The organism is Edwardsiella sp. EA181011, assembly GCF_000800725.1.
Classification (GTDB): Bacteria; Pseudomonadota; Gammaproteobacteria; order Enterobacterales; family Enterobacteriaceae; genus Edwardsiella; species Edwardsiella anguillarum.
Genome location: NZ_CP011364.1, coordinates 3,008,293 through 3,023,755 on the forward strand (window position 1 = coordinate 3,008,293; position 15,463 = coordinate 3,023,755).

The 15,463-nt window shown below is 59.1% G+C and carries 12 protein-coding genes; 3 read left to right on the forward strand and 9 right to left on the reverse strand.

Annotated features, from left to right (window positions below; all coding sequences use genetic code 11):
* Positions 1-36 precede the first annotated feature (36 nt).
* The 8 genes from QY76_RS13205 to flhD all read right to left on the reverse strand — a co-directional run bounded on the left by QY76_RS13205 (position 37) and on the right by flhD (position 9,241).
* Positions 37-1,629, reverse strand: coding sequence for a methyl-accepting chemotaxis protein (locus tag QY76_RS13205; RefSeq protein WP_034164321.1), 1,593 nt, complete (start codon positions 1,627-1,629; stop codon positions 37-39).
* A 147-nt stretch (positions 1,630-1,776) separates the two neighbouring features.
* Positions 1,777-3,447, reverse strand: coding sequence for a methyl-accepting chemotaxis protein (gene tsr / locus QY76_RS13210; protein WP_045424938.1), 1,671 nt, complete (start codon positions 3,445-3,447; stop codon positions 1,777-1,779).
* Positions 3,448-3,625: 178 nt separating this feature from the next.
* Positions 3,626-4,120 (reverse strand): chemotaxis protein CheW, encoded by a 495-nt coding sequence (gene cheW, locus QY76_RS13215; RefSeq protein ID WP_034164323.1) that lies wholly within the window; start codon positions 4,118-4,120, stop codon positions 3,626-3,628.
* 69 nt (positions 4,121-4,189) lie between these two features.
* The gene (gene cheA / locus QY76_RS13220; RefSeq protein ID WP_045424936.1) at positions 4,190-6,262 is read right to left on the reverse strand and encodes a chemotaxis protein CheA; all 2,073 of its coding nucleotides are present in this window, start codon (positions 6,260-6,262) and stop codon (positions 4,190-4,192) included.
* 9 nt (positions 6,263-6,271) lie between these two features.
* Positions 6,272-7,270 carry a flagellar motor protein MotB gene (gene motB / locus QY76_RS13225; RefSeq protein WP_034164325.1) on the reverse strand — a complete coding sequence of 333 codons (999 nt, stop codon included), beginning with the start codon at positions 7,268-7,270 and terminating at the stop codon, positions 6,272-6,274.
* Positions 7,267-8,157, reverse strand: a complete 891-nt coding sequence (gene motA, locus QY76_RS13230; RefSeq protein ID WP_015461304.1) for a flagellar motor stator protein MotA — start codon at positions 8,155-8,157, stop codon at positions 7,267-7,269. The genes motB and motA overlap by 4 nt, the downstream gene beginning before the upstream one ends.
* 153 nt (positions 8,158-8,310) lie before the next feature.
* Complete coding sequence (gene flhC, locus QY76_RS13235; RefSeq protein WP_034164326.1) at positions 8,311-8,892, reverse strand: flagellar transcriptional regulator FlhC; 582 nt, start codon at positions 8,890-8,892, stop codon at positions 8,311-8,313.
* Between the two features lies 1 nt (position 8,893).
* The gene (flhD, locus tag QY76_RS13240) at positions 8,894-9,241 is read right to left on the reverse strand and encodes a flagellar transcriptional regulator FlhD (protein ID WP_012848192.1); all 348 of its coding nucleotides are present in this window, start codon (positions 9,239-9,241) and stop codon (positions 8,894-8,896) included.
* A 944-nt stretch (positions 9,242-10,185) separates the two neighbouring features.
* Between flhD and QY76_RS13245 the strand changes: the two genes are divergently transcribed.
* Both QY76_RS13245 and QY76_RS13250 read left to right on the forward strand, forming a co-directional pair.
* Positions 10,186-11,340 (forward strand): iron-containing alcohol dehydrogenase, encoded by a 1,155-nt coding sequence (locus QY76_RS13245; protein WP_034164327.1) that lies wholly within the window; start codon positions 10,186-10,188, stop codon positions 11,338-11,340.
* A 288-nt stretch (positions 11,341-11,628) separates the two neighbouring features.
* The gene (locus tag QY76_RS13250) at positions 11,629-12,048 is read left to right on the forward strand and encodes a universal stress protein (protein ID WP_034164328.1); all 420 of its coding nucleotides are present in this window, start codon (positions 11,629-11,631) and stop codon (positions 12,046-12,048) included.
* On the opposite strand, the gene QY76_RS13255 is transcribed toward QY76_RS13250, so the two are convergent.
* A complete protein-coding gene (locus QY76_RS13255) occupies positions 11,992-12,723 on the reverse strand; it encodes a response regulator transcription factor (RefSeq protein WP_034164329.1) in 732 nt (243 codons plus the stop codon). The two genes, QY76_RS13250 and QY76_RS13255, sit on opposite strands and share 57 nt — an antisense overlap.
* An 800-nt stretch (positions 12,724-13,523) precedes the next feature.
* Between QY76_RS13255 and QY76_RS13260 the strand changes: the two genes are divergently transcribed.
* A complete protein-coding gene (locus QY76_RS13260; RefSeq protein WP_034164423.1) occupies positions 13,524-15,272 on the forward strand; it encodes a penicillin-binding transpeptidase domain-containing protein in 1,749 nt (582 codons plus the stop codon).
* Positions 15,273-15,463 lie beyond the last annotated feature (191 nt).

A 15,463-nucleotide genomic window follows, 5' to 3' on the forward strand; every position in this document is an offset into this window, starting at 1 on the left:
TACTTCAATTTCGCTTTCCGCCGAGCGGAAAGCCCATCAGCTCGTGCCGTTGGCTTGTCCTTGCAGATCGATCTGCGCCACATCGCCGCTCAGACGGAACGTGGCGACGGCGCGCGACAGGACATCAGCCTGCGCCTCCAGAGACTGAGTTGCCGATGCTGCTTCCTCTACCAGTGCGGCGTTCTGCTGCGTCACCTGATCCATTTGCGTTACCGCCTGGGCGACCTGCTCAATGCCCCGGCTCTGCTCCTCCGATGCGGAGCTGATTTCGCCCATGATATCGGTCACCCGCACCACCGAACGCACCACGTTATCCATGGTGTTTCCGGCGCTCTCTACCAGGGTCGACCCCTGTTTTACCCGGCTGACCGATTCCTCGATCAGCCCTTTGATCTCTTTCGCCGCCTGGGCGCTGCGCTGGGCCAGATTGCGCACCTCACCCGCGACCACCGCAAAGCCACGCCCCTGCTCTCCGGCGCGCGCCGCCTCTACCGCCGCGTTCAGCGCCAGAATATTGGTCTGGAAGGCGATACCATCGATAACCCCGGTAATGTCTCCGATTTTTTGCGAACTTTGCGTAATATCATGCATGGTCCGCACCACCTGACTGACGATCTCACCGCCCTCACCGGCGGTATGGGAGGCCTCCTGCGCCAGCTGTGACGCCTGGCGGGCGTTGTCGGCGTTCTGTTTCACCGTGGCGGTCAGCTGTTCCATGCTGGCGGCCGTCTCTTCCAACGAGGCCGCCTGCTGCTCGGTGCGCGAAGAGAGGTCGTTGTTACCGGCGCCGATCTCCTGCAGCCCGGTATAGATGGCGTCCGTCCCCTGGCGTACCGACAGCACCGTCCCGGCCAGCGCCTGCTGCATGTTACGCAGGCTGGCGTACAGCTGGCTGATCTCATTACGGCCATACACCTTGATCTCCGCCGATAGATCGCCGCGCGCGATGCGCTCAAAATGGGCGCGCATGACGGTCAGCGGCGCCAGCAGCATATTGCGCAGCCACCAGATAGCGATCAGCATCACCAGCGCCAGCAGCACCACGGCCGCCAGATTCAGCGCCATGGAGAGATGATAGGAGCTGCGATTGATCTCGGCGCCCTGCTTCAGTTCGCCCTCAACGTGCTGAGTCAGCTTCGCCACGCTGGCTTCAAACTGATCCTGGATCCGCTGGGTCGGCTGATCCATAAACCCCTGCAGATCCCCCTTCTCCAGCAGACTGACCAGCTGCAACAGCGCCGTGCGCAGCGCCTGATAATGCTGCAGCGCCTCCTGAGACAGCGCGCGATCCTCCTCATCGCTGTCTGAGCAAGCCATATACTGCTGCATGGAGTCATCGGCCTTTTTCAGCATGGCGCGCACCCGGTGCATCAGCGCGTCGATCTGATCCTGAGGGATATGCAGCGCCGCGCGGGTACCGGCGCGGTTCAACGTGTTGCGCGCCTGCAGCAGGGCAACCCAGGTTTGTCCCAGCGTTTCGCGCTGATCGTTGGATATCTGTACCCGGGCATAGTTATCACTGTCAGAACGGATGGCCATAAACGACACTCCGTTGGATGACAGCTGCAAAAAGCAGAATGCCAGCACCAACGCAAACAGACTGGTCGATATGCGGATTCGGTTAAACACGATAGGCTTCCTCGTTGGCCGGCAGCGTGTAGGGTACCGGCTCGGTTGTCATTTTTATTTTGGCTCCCCATATGCCTGTGGCGCCTCGCGGCGCCCGGCACTGGCAGTCAGCTCCCCGCCGTTAGAGGCGGAGAGCCGGTCGGGTTGTCAGAACGTCTCCCAGTTATCGCTGCTGCTATCGTCCGACGCTTTGGCTTTCGCCGGCGCGGCGGCGGCGCTGCTGCGCGGCGCGGCGCGAACCACCGGCTCCGCCTCGCCCTGCGGCTCAATGCGGAATACCGCGACGGCCTGATTCAGATGGCTGGCCTGATCTTCCAGCGACGCGGCGGCAGAGGCGGACTCTTCCACCAGCGCGGCGTTCTGCTGCGTCACCCGATCCATCTCGGAAACGGCCTGACCCACCTGCTCGATGCCGCGGCTCTGTTCGTCAGAGGCCGAGGCAATCTCACCCATGATGTCGGTGACCCGGGTCACCGCGTTAACGATGTCGCCCATGGTATCGCCGGCGCTTTCGACCAATACCGAGCCGGTATCGACCTTGCTGACGGAATCCTCAATCAGCCCTTTAATCTCTTTCGCTGCCTGGGCGCTGCGCTGGGCCAGGTTACGCACCTCGCCCGCCACCACGGCAAAGCCACGCCCCTGCTCACCGGCACGCGCCGCCTCTACCGCCGCGTTCAGCGCCAGGATATTGGTCTGGAAGGCGATACCGTCGATAACCCCAGTAATGTCGGCGATCTTCTGCGAGCTGCTGGCGATGTCATGCATGGTCTGCACGACGTTGGCGACAACCTTACCGCCGCGCTGGGCCGTTTCGGAGGCGCTCAGCGCTAGCTGACTGGCCTGCCGGGCGTTTTCGGCGTTCTGTTTCACGGTCGCCGTCAGCTGTTCCATGCTGGCCGCGGTTTCTTCCAGTGAGGCCGCCTGCTGTTCGGTACGCGAGGAGAGATCGTTATTTCCGGCAGAGATTTCGCTGGCGCCGCTGTAGATGGCATTGGTCCCCTGACGGACGTCGCTGACGGTGCGGACAAACTCGGTCTGCATATGGCGCAGGCTGTCGGCCAGCTGCCCCATTTCGTTGCTGCCGTGTACCTCGATACGCCCGGAGAGATCGCCGACGGCGAACTGACGGATATTGCCCATTAGGCTGTTGAGCGGGCGGATCAGCGTGTGGTGGATCCCCATCCACACCAGCACAATCACCGCGGCCACGACCACCATCACGGCCAGTAGGATCCACAGCGCCATATGGTAGGAGTCGTTATTCGATGTCACGGCCTGATGGTATAGGCGGTCGTTCTGCGCCAGATAGGCCTCATAGGCTTTTTCAAAGCTGTCCTGATAGCTTTGCGTCGGCTGTTCGAAGAAGTCGTTAATCCGGCCGGCGGAGAGCATCTGGATCAGCTCCCCCAGCGCGCTGTGCAGCGTATCGTAGCTTTGGTTCATGGCCTGCGCGGCCTCATCGCTCTGATTCGGATCGCGCGGTAGGCCCTGATAGCGCTCCCACTCGCGCTCCGCCTCTTTCAGCTCGGCGCCGGCCAGCTGCATCAGATCGGGTACGGTGGCACCGGAACCGGTTTTATTCAGATCGGCCATATAGCGGATCCCGGCACGGTTTAAGGTATTGCGTGTCTGGAGCAAAGCTACCCAGCTGGCGTTAAGCGCGGCCTGCTGTTGGCGAATGGTTTGCAAAACGGTAATACTTTCCTTGTCGCTTTTCAGGGCGTCAAAGAACACTCCTCCGGAAGTCATCTGCAAAATGCCAAATAACCCCAGCACCAGTAGCAAACTGGTAACTACTTTTATGCGGTTTAACATGGGCGTCTCATTTTTGCTGCATCAGATGTCAGAGATATCGGCGCGCGGCGATAAAACTTTATGGCGAGGAGGACAGTCAAATCATCTTTTTTGTCCACTATAGCAGCATATTGTACTAATCATGAGTCCCGTGAATCGCGCGGGGCACCGGCCCGCCGCCGCCGCGGCGGGCCTGATATCAGGCGGTGACGCTGTCGACCAGCGCCATCTCCTCGCTGCTGAGCAGCTTTTCGATATCCACCAGGATCAGCATTCGCTCGCCGAGCGCGCCGAGGCCGGTCAGGTACTCGGTCGACAGCGTTACCGCAAACTCCGGCGCCGGACGGATCTGATCCGCGCTCAGGGATAGCACATCGGAGACACCGTCCACCACAATCCCTACGACGCGCTGGCTGAAGTTCAGCACGATAACCACGGTATTCTCGTTATAGCTGACGTCCTGCTGAGAAAACTTCACCCGCAGATCGATGATCGGGACGATCACACCGCGCAGGTTGGTCACCCCTTTAATAAAGGAGGGCGTGTTGGCAATACGGGTAACCTGGTCGTAGCCACGGATCTCCTGCACCTTGAGGATATCGATACCGTACTCCTCATCCCCCAGCGTAAATACCAGGAATTCCTGGCCTACGGTTTCACCCGCCAGTTTGCTTACGGAAGCCAGTCCAGTCATGTCAGTTCACCTTTATTTATTCATCGTCATCAGCGCCGCCTGCGGCGGCGCCGGTTGCATGGTTAAGAGTCAGGCGGCCGCGCCGGCGACCCGTTTTTCCCGGTTAATGCTCTGCAGCGCCGCGACGTCGACGATCAGCGCCACGCTGCCGTCGCCGAGGATCGTCGCCGCGGAAATGCCCGGCACCTTGCGGTAGTTAGTTTCCAGGTTTTTCACCACCACCTGATGCTGGCCGATCAGCTGATCGACCAACAGCGCATAGCGGCGTCCGGCGCTTTGCAGGATCACCACAATGCCCTGAGTAGCGTCGGTCTTGGCATCGGCGACGTCAAAGACGCGGTGCAGCTCTACCAGCGGCAGGTATTCGCCGCGCACCTGCAGCACGCGCTCGCCGCCGGCCAGCGGGTAGATATCCTCATCGTTCGGCTGCAGCGACTCCATCACGGCGTTCAGCGGCAGAATGAAAACCTCGTTGCTGACTTTGACCGACATGCCGTCCAGAATCGCCAGGGTCAGCGGCAGGACGATACGGATCGTCGTGCCTTTCCCCTCACGCGACGCGATCTCAACGTGGCCGCCCATCTCCTGGATATTTCGCTTCACCACATCCATCCCGACGCCGCGCCCGGAGACATCGGTGACCTTCTCGGCGGTGGAGAAGCCCGGCGCAAAGATCAGCAGGCCGATCTCTTCGTCGGTCATGTTGTCGTGTACCGCCATCCCCTGGGAGCGCGCTTTATCCAGGATCTTCTGGTGGTTCAGCCCGGCGCCGTCGTCGATGACCTCAATATAGATATTGCCCCCCTGGTGCTCCGCAGAGAGGGTCAGATTGCCGACGCTGCTCTTGCCCGCCGCCTGGCGTACCTGCGGCGATTCGATGCCGTGATCCAGGCTGTTGCGCACCAGGTGGGTCAGCGGATCGATAATGCGCTCGATCAGGCTCTTATCCAGTTCGGTAGAGCTGCCCAGCAGCGTCAGCTCTACCTGCTTGTCGAGCTTGCTGGCCAGGTCACGCACCAGGCGCGGGAAGCGGCTAAAGACGTACTCCATCGGCATCATGCGGATCGACATGACCGACTCCTGCAGATCCCGGGCGTTGCGCTCAAGCTGGCCCAGGCTGTTGAGCAGATCGCCATGATCGACCGGATCCAGCATATTGGAGCGCTGCGCCAGCATCGACTGGGTGATCACCAGCTCGCCGACCAGGTTGATCAGCTGATCGACTTTCTCCACGGCGACGCGGATGCTGGTGCTGTTCTCTGCCCCTTTAGCCGCGCGCGGGTTGTGGCGCGGGACATGGGGCGCGGCGGCGGTCGTCGCATCCGCCGGCGTCGCTGGCGCGGGCGCGGGCTCAGAGGCCGGCTCAGGAATCGGTGCGTCCGCCGGCGCCTCGCTGACGACCTCGGCGGGCGGCAGGGCCGACTCCTCTAGGCTGACCTGCGGCGCGACCTCCGCCGTCGGGCGGATAAAGTGGATCTGCTCCGGCTCCAGCACAAAGCACAGCACCGCCGTAATATCATCCTCACTGACCGTGGTATCCAGCACCACATCCAGCGAGCTGTCGCTTTCCTGATGCTGCTGTACCGTGCCCAGATTGCCCAGCTCTTCCAGCATCAGCGGGATTTCCGCCGCCTTGAGCCCGGTTAACGAGATGGTCAGTCCGCCCTGCGGCGCGGCGCTCGCCGCCGCGACAGGCGTAGCCGGCTCTGCGGCCGGCGCAGGTGCAGGCGCGGCCACGGCGGCAGGCGCCTCCCCTTTAGCCTCTAGCGCCAGCTGTCTTAGCGCTTGGCAAATATATTCGAAGCTATCGGCATCGGGGTCCTGAGCGGACTTATAGGCATCGAGCTGATCCTGCATAATATCTTTGGTTTCCAGAAACAGGTTGATGATCTCGGTACTCAGCCGCATTTCACCACGGCGGGCACCGTCGAGCAGGTTCTCCAGCAGATGCGTGGTCTCCTGCAGTACGGTAAAACCGAAAGTGGCCGCCCCCCTCTTGATCGAGTGGGCAGCGCGAAAGATGGCGTTCAGTTGTTCGTTATCCGGCTCCTGAGGATCCAGCGCCAACAGGTGCTGTTCCATATCAGCCAACAGTTCATCCGCTTCATCAAAGAACGTTTGATAAAACGCGCTAATATCCATGCTCACAGGTCACCTCTTGTCTATCGCGCTCGGTATTTTGACGTGGTCGTTCATTGGCGCCATCGGCGTCGGAATAAAGGGCGTTACCGCCGGTTGGCCGCTGGCGGCGCCGATGCGCTGCCACTGATCCGAGGCCGTCGGCTGACGCATATCAACGGCGTCTCCCCCTTCCGCATCCTCGTGTTCAATCCGATTCTGTGCGGCTTTATTCAGCACCAGAATACTGATCCGGCGGTTGACCGCCGCATTGCCGGCCAGATTGCGCAGATTCATGGTATCGGCCATGCCGACCACGCGTAGGATCTTGTCGCCCGCCAGCCCGCCGGCGATCAGCTCGCGCCGCGAGGCATTGGCGCGGTCGGCCGAGAGCTCCCAGTTGCTGTATCCACGCTCACCGTTGGCGTAGGGCAGATCGTCCGTATGCCCGGACAGGCTAATCTTGTTCGGCAGCTCATTCAGGATCGGGGCGATAGCGCGCAGAATATTGCGCATATAGGGCTCAACCTGGGCGCTGCCGTTCTGGAACATGGGGCGGTTCTGGCTGTCAATAATTTGAATCCGCAGCCCTTCATCCATCATGTTGATCATCAGGTGTGGTCGCAGCGCCTTCAGGCGCGGATCGTTGATGATCACCTGCTCCAAACGCTCGCGCAGTCGCTTCAGGCGCATCTGCTCGGCGCGCGTCTGCGGATCGGGATCTTCGGCAAACTTACGCACCTCGCCCTCTTTCTGCGTCACATCATCGCCGCCGCCGGGGATCGGGCTAAAGCTATCGCTGGAGCGCTGTCCCCCGCTCAGGGCAACCTTCAGCGGGGTACGAAAATATTCGGCGATGCGGGTCAGCTCCTGCGGGCTGGCGATCGCCAGCAGCCACATCACCAGAAAGAACGCCATCATGGCGGTCATAAAATCGGCATAGGCTATCTTCCAAGCGCCGCCATGGCTGGCCTGACCGTGGCCGCCGCGTTTCTTTTTGACCAGAATGACCGGGTGTTTACCGCCCTTCATACTTCTTCTTCCGTTGCCGCCTGTTTCGCCGGGGTTTTCACCTGACGCACGTGCTCTTCCAGCTCAATGAACGACGGCCGCTCGGTGGAGTACAGCGTCTTACGGCCAAACTCCACCGCGATCTGCGGGGCATAGCCGTTCAGACTGGAGAGCAGCGTCGTCTTGATGCAGTGCATCATTTTGGTGGTTTCGGCGCTCTTCTGACGCATCAGCGAAGCCAGCGGGGAGATAAACCCATAGGCCAGCAGGATACCCAGAAACGTCCCGACCATGGCGTGGGCGATCAGCGCGCCCAGCTCCGCCGCGGGGCGATCGGCCGAAGCCAGCGCATGAACAACCCCCATCACCGCCGCCACGATACCGAACGCGGGCAGGGAGTCGCCCACCGCAGCCAGGCTGCCTGCCGGCACCTCAGCTTCCTGTTCGAAGGTCTCGATCTCTTCGTCCATCAGGGACTCGATCTCAAAGGCGTTCATGTTGCCGCTGATAATCAACCGCATATAGTCGGTAATAAACTCAATGAGTGTGTTATCGGCAATCAGGCGGGGATAATTAGAAAAAATTTCGCTCGCCTTAGGATCTTCGATATCCCGCTCCAGGGAGAGCATGCCCTGCTGGCGCGATTTGGCCAGGAGCTGATACATCAGCCCCATCACATCCATATACAACGCCTTGTTGTACTTAGAGCCGCGGGCAAGCTTGGGCAGGGTACGCAGCGTCGACTTAATCGCCTTGCCATTGTTGCCTACGATGAAAGCGCCGATGCCCGCTCCCCCGATAATCAATAACTCAGATGGCTGATACAACGCTCCCAGATGGCCCCCAACAAGCGTGTAACCGCCAAAAACCGCGATTAGCACAACGGCATATCCCAGTAGAATCAGCACGTGAATTCCTTACATGATCGGAGTGAACAGTCGGATGTAATCTGCCGGCGCAAAGCCGGAAAGAGGAAGGTCGATGACAGAATGCTGCCCGAAGACAGCGTGCGGCAGCACTACCGCTGCACCGCACGCTATTGGACTGATTGCCTCAATCAGTTACACCACACGTTTCTCTTGCTCACCGAGCAAGTGTGGAAAGATATCGGCAGGATTCTCAGAAAGTTTACGTCTTTTTATCGCTCGCGACGGCGGTTGGCACAAACTGCAGACAAAACTGTGCACCGGCTGATGAGCGTGGGCAACAAAGCTGCCACCGCAGCTGTTGCAGTGGGCAGGCTCCAGCATGCCGCTCTCGACGAAGCGCACCAACGTCCAGGCGCGCGTCAGCGCCAACACGGGCAGATCGCTATCCGCCGGCGGACACTGCTCCAGGTAGAGTTTGTAGGCGCGGATCACCGCCTCTACCCCGTGGCAGGCGCCGCTGGTCAACATAAACGCATAAATATTATAGAACATGGAAGAGTGAATATTCTGCTCCCATGTCATAAACCAGTCGGTGGAGAATGGCAGCATCCCCTTCGGCGGCGGACTGCCGCGCAGCTCCTTGTACAGCTTGATCAGGCGTCCCCGGCTCAGCTGGGTTTCGCTCTCCAACATCTGCAGACGCGCCCCCAGAGAGATAAGTTCCATCGCCAGCTGTATGTCGCGTGCTTCCTGAATGATGCTTTTTTCGCTCATGTCAGCCCCGTTTCCCCGAATCATTTCCGTCCGCCGACAGCTGCTGAAGCAGATGGCTGGACAAAAGAATTCCGGTATGAATCTGTTGCAGATCGTCCACGCGCGACTCTTGGGTCAGGCGTTGGATCGTCTGATGATCTTCAAAGCGAAACTGGCATACTAACTGATTGGTTTCAGCCAGTTTTACCATCTGCGGCAGCGTCAGCTGAACCAACGTTTCCGCCATTTCAGCGTCAATCCCCAGCCGGAACATGGCGGAGGCTTTGTCGTCATGAATTAATCGCTGTGCTAATAACAAATATGACAAGTTAATGTCATAAATATGCTTGAGTATTTCCGAGGTACTCATTATCTCACCCTGCTTGACTCAATCGGCCAACACAATGAAACGTACCTTTACTATAACTGCGCGAAGCGCAGGAGAACGAGGTACCTGATAACCGCTCAACTAATGTGAATTGGAGCATAACGGCCATGTTTACTGCGTGTTATATGACCCGACGTTGTACTTTTGATATACAAATGGAGGTTAGGCACCCTGAGGGTGAATAACAGACGCCATTAAGACTATTCTTAAAACGCTGCAACTCTACCCCTGAATGACCGAAATGTACAACGCGGCAAAGCGTCAAATTTGAGAAAAGTGTGATCCATATCACAAAAAACAGCAGGAAAAGTATGACTTTTGCTGTATTGGCTCACATTTTAACCTGGCGCGCAATCTGCACGAGCTATCCGTTTAACTTTTTGAATAGCAAGCAAAATTTTTGTGGAAAAAATAAACTGATTTTTGCATTTTCAGTTTTTAATATTGCAGTAATGTATATTATCAGATTTAAACTCTGAATAATAATTCAACGGTCACATAAAAAACTAAACGATGAGCAAAACCATAGAATAAAAATAGATAGCCTTGATAGGTGAAGTGGCGCCATAGAATACTTCCTGAGCTAAATTCTGATATATCTCAATTAATGCGGGTATATCCATCCCGTCGTCGAGTCCCTATTTCTCTTTATTCAGTAATATCGATATAACTATTCAACGAGGTTATTCTCGGTATTCATCATTTAACAGAATAAATTGCGCTACCCGTAGACATTACGCGCGTGGTTAATGGTTTTTATGACCAAAAGTGCGCATTGCCACATTTCACGCCTGTGGGCCCAAGAGGGGGCATGGTAGGCTGTGTGCTATCACGCCCGGCTACGCCGGCGTTCGTCGCACATCACGGACACGACCGATCCGTCAGGGAAAACCGTATTCCCCTGCCACGACTGAGGAGCCCCGCACATGTTCAACTTTGACTACTACAATCCCACCCGCATTCTGTTTGGCGGCGAACGCATCGCAGATATCCCGCAGCATATTCCCGCCGAGGCGCGCATTCTGCTCACCTACGGTGGCAACAGCGCCCGCCAGTTTGGCTACCTGGACGAAGTCCGGCGCGTACTGGGGCCCCGCATCGTCGGCGAGTTTGGCGGCATCGAAGCCAACCCCCAGCTGGAGACGCTGCTCAGGGCGGTACAGCAGGTGCGCGAGCAGCGCATCGATTTTCTGCTGGCCATCGGCGGCGGCTCGGCGATCGACGGCAGCAAGTTTATCGCCGCCGCAGCGCACTATCCGGGCGATCCCTGGGAGATGTGGTGCCAAAAGCTGCCGCCGCAGCGGGTGTTGCCGCTGGGCTGCATTCTGACCCTGCCCGGCACCGGGTCAGAAATGAACCCGACCGCCGTCGTCAGTCATCGCCGCCTCGGCGCCAAGGTTGGCTACTCCCATCCCGCGCTGTTCCCGCGCTTCTCCGTGCTGGATCCCCACAAATCCTATACCCTGCCCGCGCGCCAGGTTGCCAACGGCGTCGTGGATGCCTTCGTCCATGTCATGGAGCAATACCTTACCTATCCGGTCTACGCCCGAGTTCAGGATCGCCTGGCCGAAGGGCTGCTACTGACGCTGCTGGAGGAGGGACCGCGAGCGCTCAGCGAGCCCCATAACTACGACGTCCGCGCCAGCGTCATGTGGGGCGCCAGTATGGCGCTGAATGGCATGGCCGGCGCCGGGGTGCCGCAGGACTGGTCAAGCCATCGTATCGGCCACCAGCTGACCGCGCTGTACGGAATGGATCATGCCCTGACGCTGGCCATTCTGCTGCCGGCCGTCATGCGGGTGCAGCAGCAGGATAAACGCCTGAAGCTGCTGCAGTATGCCGAGCGGGTATGGGGACTGTGCAGCGGCAGCGAAGAGGAGCGAATCGCCTCGGCCATCGAGCATACCGAGCGCTTCTTCAGCGATATGGGGATGCAGACCCGGCTCAGCGCCTGTGGTCTTGAGGAGAGCTGCATCGATGCCGTTATCGATAACCTGCGGCGTTTTCAACTGCTGCCGCTAGGCGAGCGGCAGAACATCGATGAGACGGTGGCCCGTCGTATTCTGAGCCTAAGCTACTGAGTCCGTCCGGCGCGGGAGACGCTGTGATAGACGCCACATCGCCCGCGCCGCGCATTTTATACTATAGAAAGCGCGCTAACGCAGAAAGGCTAACGCCGACCGTCATACGCCGTCGCCGTCAAAAACCGCCTGACGCGGATGCGGCCTCTTTCGATTGGCGCGGCGCAACGCGGCGCCAAGACCCGCGCGACGGGGATGCCGCACGGCAACTAACCGGATACCCCCGCCGATCCGGCCGCGCTGGCCATTCGCCCCATCGGAGGCCAGCCCATCACGAGGAGGAACCCCATGAGCTACCATACGATTCTGGTCGCCGTTGCCCCGGATCCGGACAGCCATATTCTGCTGGATAAAGCCATTGCCATCGCCCGCCCGTCGGGTGCGAGCATCAGCCTGCTGACGCTGTGCAATGAGCCCGATCTGTGCGGCAGCTACGCAGGCCCCCTGCTCGCACAGACGCGTCACCTGCTGCACGAGGAGACCGCCCTGTTTCTGGAGCAGCTCTGCCGCCGGGCCGATTACCCTATCGCCCACACCCACATCGGCCACGGGGAGCTGATCGACTGCATCATCGACACCTGTCGCCGCCAGCGCGTCGATCTGCTGATCTGCGGCAACCACTGCGCAGGCTTCATCAAGCGCCTGCTCAGCTCAGCAGGGGCTCTGATCGATCGCACCCACACCGATGTGCTGCTGGTGCCGCTGTAAGCGGGGAGCATGCACCGGGTTATCGCTCATTGCGCTGAGAAAGCGCAAAAACTCCGGCTTACTGGCAAATGCCAGCTTCTGCATGATGCAGCGCTGGCGATAGTTAACGCTCTTATGGTGGATCCCAAGGTAGCTGGCGACCTGATAGTTATCGCCGCCGCGGCTGCGAATGGCCACCACCTTCCACTCGGGAAACGACATGCCGGCCATCTCAGGCTGTGCCTGCATCTTGCGTTTCATCCGCGGGCTGAGATACGCCTGACGCAACGAGTGCCGGTAGGCCTCGGCGAGACGGGGCAGCGGCTCCCGTTTGGAGATCAGGCTCACCTGACCCAGGCTGTGAACCGCCGCCAGCACCGTCGGATGGGTGATATCCGTCATCACCGTAATCCGCAGCGCTGGGCGATAGGCGCGAACGCGCATCAGCGCCAGCAGCGCATCGATGGGCGTATCATCATGGGTATACAGCTCGGCGATCACGTGATCGACCCGTCGCGTGGCGATCGCATCTGCCAGGTGGGCATAGCACGTTTCATGTAATATCCGATCGTCAGAAATAATATGCTGCGCCAGGCCGTCATAAAAAAAACGATCGCAGTCCATCACCAGGGTAACCTGGCGATCGGTATCCGCAGGCGGAAACTGGTGAGCGAAACGATCCTGTACTGCTGTCATTGCCTGGCACCCCCTCCCACGCGTTGGCCCTATCTCTGTCCGACTATCACCGTATCGCGATGATGACAATCCTGCGCGAGTAATTATCCTCTATTAAAGGCACAGATTGCTATTTGGGGAATTCGAACAACTTGATAAATATTTTCAGTTATCTCTGCGATGATTTTCCTGTTACGCTAATTTTTAGGCTGGATTATCGTATTCGGATTTTTCTAAGCCAATATATCCCGTAAAGTGAGCAATTATTCCGCATAAGCCGGTATGGCAAAGCGACGCTCCCCGATGAGTTCTCCGGTAGATGCTCCCGCCACGGTGACGACGGCGGTGTGAAACGCGATTTGACTATCCTGACGACAGAAACACACTCAGCTGATTGCAGCGATTGTCGCCGTGGGCATCCTAGGCGCCATCCTTTAGCGAGGAGGCATTCTCATGAGCCGCATCGTCTTGGTGGATGGCCATGCAGTGATACGCACCGGATTTGCGCAGCGCCTGCTCCAGATTAACGCCACCCGCCTGTAGCCAGAGTCAGCGAGCGCTATTACCTGAAGATCCCCCTAGGGCATGTTTGTTCTGACAGACCCCGCGTAGGCAATGGGGCTTTGCGACGCGCCCAAGGCGCGCGACCTCCCCCCGATGACGCGCACCACGACGACGCGCAAATGTTGTTTTTTACGGCGATTTATTTCAATTTTGTCTTTATTACGTATAAATGTTTCCCCGCGCAGATCCAGGGCGTCAGCTAATTTATAGTGCTATGAATTATCATCATTTTGTTGTTCTTCGTTGCAGACTACTTTATGCGCAAAAAAAGCCCTCAAACAGGCAAAGTCAACTATTTTGCAGGCCGTTTTGTGCTGATTTACATTGGCATTGGCGTTTTTCTGTTATTACTGCTGCTGCGCGTGGGCTATCTGCAGTTAATGAAGCAGCCCCAGTTGGAAAAAGAGGCCGATCAGCGCTCGCTGCGCGAGCTGGTCACCCACCCGCTGCGCGGCACCATTACCGATCGCAACGGGCAGCCGCTGGCGGTCAGCGTCGCCTCTAACGATGTGATCGCCGACCCGGTGCGGATACTGGAGCACGACCCCCAGCTCAGCAGCCCACAGTGGCGCTATCTGGCCAACGCGCTGTCGCAGCCGTTGGAGAGCATCCGCGACAAGATCCTGCAAAACGGTCAGCGACGCTTTATCTATCTGGGGCGCCAGATCGAGTCCGAGATCGCGGGCTATATCACCAAGCTGCACATCCCCGGCGTCTCTACTCCGGACGATGCCAGCCGCTACTACCCGATGGGCGAGGCGGCAGCGCCGCTGATCGGCATCGTGGGGCTCGATCAGCAGGGGCTGAACGGTATTGAGCACGGCTTTAACAGCCTGCTGCAGGGCAAGCCGGGCTACCGCCTTTACCGTAAGGATCGCTATGGCCACGTGGTCGGCCTGATGGAGGACGATCCGGCCCAGCAGGCGCCGACGCTTCCCCTGAGCATCGATCGCTATATGCAGTACGCGCTCTACTCCCACCTGCGCGACGGGGTGCTGCGCAACCAGGCTGACTCCGGCGCCGCCGTGCTGGTGGATGTGAATACCGGCGAGATCCTCGGCATGGCCAGCTATCCCTCCTTCAACCCCAACAACTACCAGGGGGTAGCCCAGCAGGATATGCGTAACGTCGCTATCTCCGATAGCTTTGAGCCAGGGTCGACGGTGAAGCCGCTGGTGGTGATGGCGGGCCTGCAGCGCCACCTGATCCGCCCCGACTCCGTCATCGATACCATGCCGTATCCGGTTAACGGCCACCTGATCCGCGACGTCGGCCACTGGTCACGCCTGACCATTACCGGCATTCTGCAAAAATCCAGCGATATCGGGGTATCCCATATCGCGCTGGCCATGCCCGCCGATGTGCTGGTCAATCTCTACCACAGCTTTGGGCTCGGGGTCTCCACTGCACTGGGCATCAGCGGCGAAAGCGGCGGCTATTTCCCCCTGCACCGCCAGCGCTGGTCGGACATTGAGCGCGCGACGTTCTCCTTCGGCTACGGCCTGCGGATCACCCCCCTGCAAATGGCGCGAGAATACGCCACCATCGGCTCCTTTGGCCTGTTCCGCCCACTCTCGATCACCAAGGTTACCCCGCCGGTGATCGGCACCCGAGTGATCGACGCCAACATCGTCCGGACCGTGGTGCACATGATGGAGAGCGACGCCCTGCCGGGCGGCAGCGGCGTGGCGGCGGCGGTCCCCGGCTATCGCCTGGCGATCAAGACCGGCACTGCAGAAAAAATGGGCAGCGACGGGAAATACGACGGCGGCTACATTAACTACACCGCCGGCGTCGCGCCGGCGAGCAATCCGCGCGTCGCCCTGGTGGTGATGGTTAACCACCCGACCGCCGGTAAGCACTTTGGCGGATCGGTGGCCGGGCCTATTTTTGGCCAGATCATGGGCGATATACTGCGCCATATGAATATCGCGCCCGACGCGCTGACCGATCAGGCGATTACCCTCAACCGCAATCCGATCGGCGTGCAACAGCCTGGTACATAAGATTTTTTTATCTTATAATTGGCATATGACAGGTGAAATGGCACCTGTCATCGTCTCTGCGCGCCGCTGCGTCCGGCGCGATACCGACGGACGCCCCCGCGGGAGACGGTGGGCCCGACGATCCCTGCTACCCTACGCACGCGCTCCCCGGCGGTAAGGGCGCGCATGTTTATCGGACTCAGCCTAATGTA

What these genes read in the sequence shown, in the direction of transcription:
- tsr (WP_045424938.1), bottom strand. Translation starts at nt 3,447, where the DNA reads ATGTTAAACCGCATAAAAGTAGTTACCAGTTTGCTACTGGTGCTGGGG.
- cheW (WP_034164323.1), bottom strand. Translation starts at nt 4,120, where the DNA reads ATGACTGGACTGGCTTCCGTAAGCAAACTGGCGGGTGAAACCGTAGGC.
- cheA (WP_045424936.1), bottom strand. Translation starts at nt 6,262, where the DNA reads ATGGATATTAGCGCGTTTTATCAAACGTTCTTTGATGAAGCGGATGAA.
- motB (WP_034164325.1), bottom strand. Translation starts at nt 7,270, where the DNA reads ATGAAGGGCGGTAAACACCCGGTCATTCTGGTCAAAAAGAAACGCGGC.
- flhC (WP_034164326.1), bottom strand. Translation starts at nt 8,892, where the DNA reads ATGAGCGAAAAAAGCATCATTCAGGAAGCACGCGACATACAGCTGGCG.
- flhD (WP_012848192.1), bottom strand. Translation starts at nt 9,241, where the DNA reads ATGAGTACCTCGGAAATACTCAAGCATATTTATGACATTAACTTGTCA.
- QY76_RS13245 (WP_034164327.1), top strand. Translation starts at nt 10,186, where the DNA reads ATGTTCAACTTTGACTACTACAATCCCACCCGCATTCTGTTTGGCGGC.
- QY76_RS13250 (WP_034164328.1), top strand. Translation starts at nt 11,629, where the DNA reads ATGAGCTACCATACGATTCTGGTCGCCGTTGCCCCGGATCCGGACAGC.
- QY76_RS13255 (WP_034164329.1), bottom strand. Translation starts at nt 12,723, where the DNA reads ATGACAGCAGTACAGGATCGTTTCGCTCACCAGTTTCCGCCTGCGGAT.
- QY76_RS13260 (WP_034164423.1), top strand. Translation starts at nt 13,524, where the DNA reads ATGCGCAAAAAAAGCCCTCAAACAGGCAAAGTCAACTATTTTGCAGGC.